The organism is Bacillus sp. 7894-2 (assembly GCF_002272225.1).
GTDB lineage: Bacteria > Bacillota > Bacilli > Bacillales > Cytobacillaceae > Cytobacillus.
In genome coordinates, this window is the sequence record NZ_NPDG01000187.1 from 1 (window position 1) to 204 (window position 204).

General features: G+C 44.1%; 1 tRNA gene. It reads left to right on the forward strand.

From position 1 onward, the window contains the following. The first annotated feature begins 70 nt into the window (after window positions 1-70). Window positions 71-146: transfer RNA gene (locus tag CHI10_RS22100), tRNA-His, on the forward strand. The last annotated feature ends 58 nt before the right edge of the window (window positions 147-204 follow it).

Sequence of the window (204 nt, forward strand, 5' to 3'; positions counted from 1 at the left end):
CGGTAAAACGAAGGTCTCCAAAACCTTTGATGTGGGTTCGATTCCTGCTACCCCTGCCAATAATATTATGGCGGCTGTGGCGAAGTGGTTAACGCATCGGATTGTGGCTCCGACACTCGTGGGTTCGATTCCCATCAGTCGCCCCATTTTTTATGTAACAGTACAAGTCTAACTCTCATATAAATGTATTATCAAATGATCATT